This window comes from Microcoleus sp. BM001215392 (genome assembly GCF_036700185.1).
Classification (GTDB): domain Bacteria; phylum Cyanobacteriota; class Cyanobacteriia; order Cyanobacteriales; family Microcoleaceae; genus Microcoleus.
Map to the genome: position 1 here is coordinate 2,871 of NZ_JAUBOJ010000182.1, position 7,113 is coordinate 9,983.

A 7,113-nucleotide genomic window follows, 5' to 3' on the forward strand; every position below is an offset into this window, starting at 1 on the left:
AATGCAGTCACAACAATAGTTGCAGCAATTAAGAACGTTCTAACTGTCTTGACGGTTGCTATAAAAATCAAAATACAGTCCAGGAGGCATAATCGACCTATGTAGGGTGATGATAGTTGCACCTTACCGCTATTAAGAATTAAAAATTAAAATTTGTTCTAATTTGTGTCAAAATGAGTTTAACAAATTTTCTGAGTTGGAAAACTAACGATGAGTGTAAATCCTAAATTGCAGCGCGCATTTGAGCAAGGCCGCGCCCTGAAAATTATCAGCGGTTTAAATAATTTTGATGCGGCTAACGTTGCGGCTGTTGTCAAAGCAGCGGATCTCGGTGGCGCGACCTTTGTCGATATTGCTTGCGATCGTGATTTGGTATTGATGGCAAAACAGTTGACTAATTTGCCAATTTGTGTATCTGCTGTAGAACCAGAAAAGTTTGTCGCTGCGGTAGAAGCAGGCGCCGATTTGATTGAAATTGGCAACTTTGATGCTTTCTACGCACTAGGCCGCCGCTTTGAAGCTGCTGAAGTTTTGGAGTTGACTCGCCAAACGATCTCGCTATTTCCGAACATCACGCTTTCTGTCACAGTTCCCCACATTTTGACTCTCGACAAACAGGTGCAATTAGCAACCGAATTAGTCAAAGCTGGCGCTAACATCATCCAAACCGAAGGCGGCACTAGCGCCCAACCAATTCACGCCGGAACTTTGGGATTGATTGAAAAAGCAGCGCCTACTCTGGCCGCCGCCTTTGAAATTTCCCGCGCTGTATCCGTCCCCGTACTCTGCGCTTCCGGCATCTCCAGCGTCACTGCACCGCTGGCTATTGGCGCCGGCGCTGCGGGTGTTGGTGTCGGTTCTGCTGTCAGCCAACTTAACAGCGAAGTGGCGATGATTGCTGCTGTTCGCAGTTTAGTTGAAGCTTTGGCAAAAGTCGAGCGATCGCACTTTGCTACTTCTATTTCAGTTGACAGTTGACAGTTGACAGTTGACAGTTGACAGTTTTCAGAGGGAAGAGGGAAGAGTTGACAGTTGACAGTTTTCAGTTTTCATCAGTCACAGGGAAGAAGGAAGATTTTTTCCCCTCTCCCAATCTCCCTCTCTTCCTTAATAGTTGATATACCACACGGAATAATCATGTAATAACTGATTGTTTGGGAAGATATCATCAACTGATTCTAACTCTGCTAAACGCAACATAAACTTTTTGCGATCGCCGACGCGCTGAACTTCCACAAATATACCGTCTTCCTGAATAGAAAAATCTTCCAACCGATGAATTGTGAATTTATCAGTATAAGAAGGTTGAGTTTTTTTGAGCCTTGCATATTCTTTTTTAGTGCCAAAACCCATAAGATACTCTTCTTCCCATTCAAACTCTTCTATACCAGTAACATGGCACGGAACTTCAAAATTTTGCTTGAGGTAGTCTAAATATTTGATTGTATTTTTAAGATCGGCATTGATTTTTTTGTTTCCCAGGATTCTTCTAATCCTACTTTCAAATTGACTGCCATTAAATGAATGGTTTTCATCGAGATGGGCGAAGATTTCTGGCTTGAAAGTGCCTCCTAATTCTGGTGCTTCGGCAAGCAAGCGCTGCAAGTCGTTTAGCGGTTTCGGTCTTCTACCTGCTACAATGGTTTCATCAAGCTGAACTAAAGGAAGTTCGGATTCTGAAGGAAGGGGTTTGCTTTGATTTGGGCGATCGCCAGATTTAGAATTGTTAACTTGAGATTTGATAACTTTAGGCTGATTAAGTTTAGGCTTGTTAAATTTAGGCATCGCTCGGTTCCGCTGTATCGGTTTATCAATAAAGTATATCTTGGCAGAAGTACATTCGTGTCTGATTAAATAGGAGAAAGCTGTGATGCAATTACTGAAATCGCCTGATGAACCGGAAGTGTATCAAGGACAATTTGGCGAGTTTACAATTACCCAAAGCGATCGCACTGGAGTGCTGATCTACCGCGCCGGATTGGGGGTGGCGGCGCTGTGTTTGGCTGTGGGCGCTACCCTGGTGCTGCAACAAGGCGACAACCCAACTGCAATCCAAGCTGTAACGCCTGTTTTTGCGTGTTTCTGGATAGCTTTAGGGGTTAGTTTGGCAACTATTCACATTTACATGATTGCACTACACCGAACACTACAGGTGTTTTGGGCGATCGGCGGCGCGGCAGCACTTTTTGTAGCTTTACAAAGCAGCGAACCTTTGGCTTTAGCAGTGTACGAACATCCAGCCACTTTGTGGGGAATTGGCTTTACTTTTGCCGCCTTAAATGGGATCTTTTTCAAAGAAGCTTTCTGCTTCAACCGCCTCGAAACTAAGTTTTTGACTCCGGGAGTTCCGCTGTTACTTTTAGGACATATTTTCGGCTTTTTGACACCGCAAAACGAACAGTTGTTGCTGGGAGTTTGGGCAGTATTGTTTATCATTTTTGCCGTGCGCAAGTTCTTTCAACCTATCCCCCAGGATATTGGGGATAAGAGCGTTTTTGAGTATCTCAAACACAAATAGTAAAGCAGGTTCGGCAACGGATTGTGTAGCGGATTTAACGGATGTGATTGCGCACAGTAAAGTTAGATTTATTGGCGTGATTTAGCGGAAAAATTGTTACAGAGCATCCGCCAACAGGGTTAGCAATTTATTGATTTATTAAATACGAAATCTGAGGTTACAATTTCTATATTCTATCCGTTACACAATCCGTTACACAATCCGTTGCCGAACTTCTTTCTGCTATATGATTTTTTTTGACAGGATGCGAAAACCTAAAATCAAACTTCGTCTAATCCGCCGCCGAGAAATGTGGGCAGTTACCTGGGAAGGTTGGGTAATTGCGATCGCAGGTTTAATCATTACAATGCTCTTAATTATCACAAATATCCATCCATTTTTGGCGGTAAATGCGCCGCTCAAAGCAGATATACTGGTTGTGGAAGGCTGGTTACCCGATTATGCAGTCGAAAGTGCGATCGCCGAATTCAACAAAGGCGGATACCGCCAATTAATTGCCACCGGGCTTCCCGTAGGTAAAGGCTACTACCTCGCTGAATATAAAAATTATGCCGAACTGACCGCTGCGAGTTGTATTGCGCTAGGATTTGATAAAGACAAAGTAGTAGCTGTACCCGCACCGAATGTTGTGAAACACCGCACTGCTGCTTCTGCGATCGCCCTTCGAGATTGGCTGGCTGCTTCTGCGCTAAAAGTTGACTCAATTAATCTTTATTCTTTTGGCACTCACGCCCGCAGAAGTTGGATGGTTTTCAGACAAGTGCTGCATCCTGACATTAAAGTCGGAATTATATCTGCCGTTCCGCAAGATTATAACCCCCAGGAATGGTGGAAATCCAGCGAAGGTTTTCGGACTGTAACTGGAGAAATTATTGCTTATATTTATGCCCGTTTTGTCGATTGGAAAGCCTAGTTATTAGTTATTAGTTATTAGTTATTAGTTCCTTGGAACCAAGTGATATTCTGTAGGGGCGGGTTCACCAGTATCTAAAATCACATCCAGGGTATTTGTAAACCCGCCCCGCCCCAACTAGGAATCGAAGAGGATTAATGATAAAATCATTCTCAGATAAATTGAGGGCAAGTCGTTGCTAGAAGAACGCGCTTACTGGTTGGCATGGTCGCAGATTAACGGTATCGGGCCAATTTTGTTGCAAAGATTGCACCAACATTTCCCTAGTTTGGCGGCAGCTTGGACGGCGAAACCAATAGATTTAATGCAAGTCGAAGGGTTAGGAAAGCAGACAATAGAAACTGTTGTGCAAGAACGAAACCAACTCAATCCCGAAGAATTTATCGAAAAACATCTGATCGAAAATCCCTGTTTCTGGACGCCCGCAGATAAAGATTATCCCAGCTTGTTATCGGAAATTCCCAATCCGCCGCCTGTGCTGTATTATCGCGGGTTAGTTGACTTAAAAGAGAATTGCGGAATTACGCCGACGGTGGCAATTGTTGGGACTCGCAGTCCTTCGGAATACGGCCGCCGCTGGACTCGCAAATTTAGTACGGCTTTGGCTACAAACGGTTTTACTGTGGTTTCGGGATTTGCTGCGGGTATTGATACGGAGGCTCATATAAGCTGTTTGGAGGCGGGCGGTCGGACTTTGGCTGTTTTTGGGACTGGGGTTGATATTGTTTATCCTAAGCCAAATGAGCGGTTGTACGATCGCCTGTTGCAGCAGGGATTGGCAATTAGCGAATATCCGGCGGGCACTCAACCGAATAAAACTAATTTTCCGCGCCGAAATCGGATAATTGCGGGCTTGAGCCGCGCTACTATTGTGATAGAAGCTCCGCAGAAGTCGGGGGCGTTAATTACTGCTTATCAAGCTAATGATTTTTGCCGGGATGTCTATGTTTTGACGGCAAGATTGGATGACGAGCGATCGTTTGGATGTTTGGAGTTGCTGAGTAAAGGTGCTCATCCGATTCTCCCGAGTAGCGATCGACTATTAAGCGAAGATCGGTTGCTGGAAATGCTCGGAGCTATGCCAAAATTGGACAGCGCGCAGCAGTTGTCCTTGTTTCCGACAAATCCGCCCCCCCAAAAGCAAGGCCCGCCGTTGGATGCCCAGTTGGCTGTGGTGCTGGGGGCGATCGGCTCTGGGACAAGTTCTTTTGATACAATTGTGGAAGCCGCCCGATTGGAAGCGGGGACAGTTTCTGGTATTCTTTTGCAGTTGGAATTGTTGGGATTAGTTTCGCAATTGCCGGGTATGCGCTATCAGCGGTGTTGATTGGTGTTAGCGCGATCGTATTTAAGAAAAGACCGCGGTTGAAACCGCGTCTATACAAACGATGTCCGCCGGACGCCGACGGTCGAAAAAAAACGTAATTTTAACCGCCTACTCTTCAACTGGCGTCCGGCGGGTTTTGTCTGTATAGACGCGGTTTCAACCGCCGGGTTTTATTGTACACTCTTCAACCCGCGGAGGCGGGTGAGTGTCTGTATAAACCTGGTTTCAACCGCCGGGTTTAATTGTACATTCTTCAACAGAGCAGACGGCGGATTTTGTCTGTACAGACGCGGTTTCAACCGCCGGGTTTCAACCGCCCCGTCTTATCAAAACAATCCCAAATTAATCCCGCTATTAATCGCGCTAAGGCTTCGGCTGCCAGCAGCAACTCCGTTGATAGTAGCTAAAAGCTCCCCAGTTTGGGTAAACCTGACTAATGTTTTACCTCGGTCTTCAGTAATCGTCAATTGCCCGGAAACCAGGCCGTTACCCAATACTAAAACATCTAGACCAAATTCAAAATCGGTAATAACATCGCTCCCGGAGTTGGTGGCAATTACAAATTTATTGACTCCGCTTCCTCCTGTCAAAGTATCATTTCCTAAACCGCCATTCAGGAAATTATCTCCTTTGCCGCCAAACAAGATATCATTACCCTCGCCGCCCAGCAAAGTATCATCTCCTTGGCCGCCAAACAAGATATCATTACCGCGAGAACCGAGCAAAGTATCGCTACCTTTGCCACCGAAAAGAGTGTCATCTCCAAGGGCGCCGTCTAGCGAATCATTGCCTCGCAAACCGTAGATGGCATCATTGCCACTGCTGCCGGTGAGGGTATCGTTGCTATTTGTACCCTTGATGATACCTGGGGAAACGCTGCCAAAATTGGCGTCGCCGGTGACAACAGGAGTTGCAAGCCCTGTCGGCAAGATTGCCGATTGAATTTTACTCTCTAAAGCAGCACCAGTATTGTCAGTAACTAGCTGGGAAATTGGCTTAATTCCGGCACCGACTGCTTTGAAGTCTTGACTGGTTGCGCCCAAGGCTACTTGTTGGACGCGGGCCACGGCTTCGGGAATTGATGTGGCTGTGGGATTGCTGAGAGCGAGATCGATGCGCTGATTTGCTGTTGCCATTACTGTCGCTGCTTGCTGGGTAATTTGGGTGACAGTTTGAATTTTCAAACTGGGGTCAATCTGCTGTATTTTAGCAGCGGATTGCAGAATTATTGGTTCTAAGGCCGCTGGGTTGCTGAGATTTAAGATAGCACCTGCTTGAATTTTATCGCCCATTGAACTGACAACAGCTTTGACAAGATCGCGATCGGCTGCACTGGATGCACCGTCAATCAAAGCGACTGTTTGAGTGATGACGTTTTGGACTTTGACCATGGCTGCTAAGACTTGGACTCCCCCTGGCTGGTTGGTGTTGGTGGCGAGGATGGGGTCTAAGGTGGTTAGGTCAATATCAGCGGCGAGTCCAAAGGCTGCTTTGACTAAAGATTGCGCTGATTCTGGTTCAATTCCTTTGTCGATTAAGTCGGCGATTAAGCTGGTTAATAGGGTGATAACAGTAGAATCTGGTGGTGCCGTAAGTTGTGTTTCTAGGGGTAATCCGGTGGCGGTGTCTGTGCCTCCAATTGCAACTAGATTGCCTTCTTCGGGGTCGATTTCTCCGTTTTTGTTTTTGTCGAAGATGTCGAAGGGAATATCGAGATTGAATTTACCGCCGCTGTCGGTAGTTGTGGATGGTTCGTTGGGATCTTTGATGCCGTTTTTGTTGGCATCGAGGAACAGAGTTGCACCGGAGATATAACCGTCAATTGCTATGCCAGAAAGGCTGTTGGCGCGGTACAGGTGGAAGAAGTCGCTGACACTGGCACCCGCATTGTCCGTTGCTGTCACCTTAATTGGCACATAGAATTGTGAGGGGACATTGCCAGCATTCAAATCCACGCTAAAGGTCAGCGTATTCGCGTCGAAATTAAGCCAATTGGGTGGAATGAAAGTGCCGGTATTGGGGTCGAAGGTCAGCCAATCGAGAGGGTTGGAACCTAAGGGGCCGACGTTGCTTTGGAACTCTGGAATTATTGAGTAGGAGTAAGTGAGGCTGTCACCTGGATCGCGATCGGTAAACGTGTCGGGAGCAAGAGTCAAATTGAAGCCACGGGAATTGGGGCCACGTTGATTCAAGAGGGAATTAGTCACCACCGGCGGGTTGTTGTTGAGTGTAGATTCAGCATCGATAATTTTCAGACTGGCAGTGTTTTGGGTGCCAATATTGGTATTATCCCGACTGGCGATCCGAAACGCAATTTCTTCTGTTCCCTCAAATTGACCATCCGGCAAAATGTCA

The 7,113-nt window shown here is 46.3% G+C and carries 5 protein-coding genes and 1 pseudogene; 4 read left to right on the forward strand and 2 right to left on the reverse strand.

The genetic code is table 11. From position 1 onward, the window contains the following. Window positions 1–210: 210 nt before the first annotated feature. A complete protein-coding gene (locus QT974_RS19115; protein ID WP_333470014.1) occupies window positions 211–978 on the forward strand; it encodes a DUF561 domain-containing protein in 768 nt (255 codons plus the stop codon). Window positions 979–1,107: 129 nt separating this feature from the next. Here the strand turns inward: QT974_RS19115 and QT974_RS19120 are convergent, their stop codons facing one another. Next, the gene (locus tag QT974_RS19120; protein ID WP_333470015.1) at window positions 1,108–1,785 is read right to left on the reverse strand and encodes a hypothetical protein; all 678 of its coding nucleotides are present in this window, start codon (window positions 1,783–1,785) and stop codon (window positions 1,108–1,110) included. A gap of 85 nt (window positions 1,786–1,870) precedes the next feature. Here QT974_RS19120 and QT974_RS19125 point away from each other — a divergent pair, with 85 nt between their 5' ends. From QT974_RS19125 to dprA, 3 genes are all read left to right on the forward strand, one after another. Then, window positions 1,871–2,518, forward strand: coding sequence for a DUF2301 domain-containing membrane protein (locus QT974_RS19125; protein WP_333470016.1), 648 nt, complete (start codon window positions 1,871–1,873; stop codon window positions 2,516–2,518). Between the two features lie 244 nt (window positions 2,519–2,762). Continuing rightward, window positions 2,763–3,431: a YdcF family protein gene (locus QT974_RS19130; RefSeq protein WP_333470017.1), complete on the forward strand. Its 669-nt coding sequence runs from the start codon at window positions 2,763–2,765 to the stop codon at window positions 3,429–3,431. 175 nt (window positions 3,432–3,606) lie between these two features. Beyond that, window positions 3,607–4,758: a DNA-processing protein DprA gene (dprA, locus tag QT974_RS19135; protein WP_333470018.1), complete on the forward strand. Its 1,152-nt coding sequence runs from the start codon at window positions 3,607–3,609 to the stop codon at window positions 4,756–4,758. 326 nt (window positions 4,759–5,084) lie between these two features. On the opposite strand, the pseudogene QT974_RS19140 reads toward dprA, so the two are convergent. Further along, window positions 5,085–7,113 (reverse strand): annotated as a pseudogene (locus QT974_RS19140) (peptidase C11 clostripain); the annotation flags it as partial.

Excerpts from the sequence above, each read along its gene's own strand:
- QT974_RS19115 (WP_333470014.1), top strand. The coding sequence starts at position 211 with ATGAGTGTAAATCCTAAATTGCAGCGCGCATTTGAGCAAGGCCGCGCC.
- QT974_RS19120 (WP_333470015.1), bottom strand. The coding sequence starts at position 1,785 with ATGCCTAAATTTAACAAGCCTAAACTTAATCAGCCTAAAGTTATCAAA.
- QT974_RS19125 (WP_333470016.1), top strand. The coding sequence starts at position 1,871 with ATGCAATTACTGAAATCGCCTGATGAACCGGAAGTGTATCAAGGACAA.
- QT974_RS19130 (WP_333470017.1), top strand. The coding sequence starts at position 2,763 with ATGCGAAAACCTAAAATCAAACTTCGTCTAATCCGCCGCCGAGAAATG.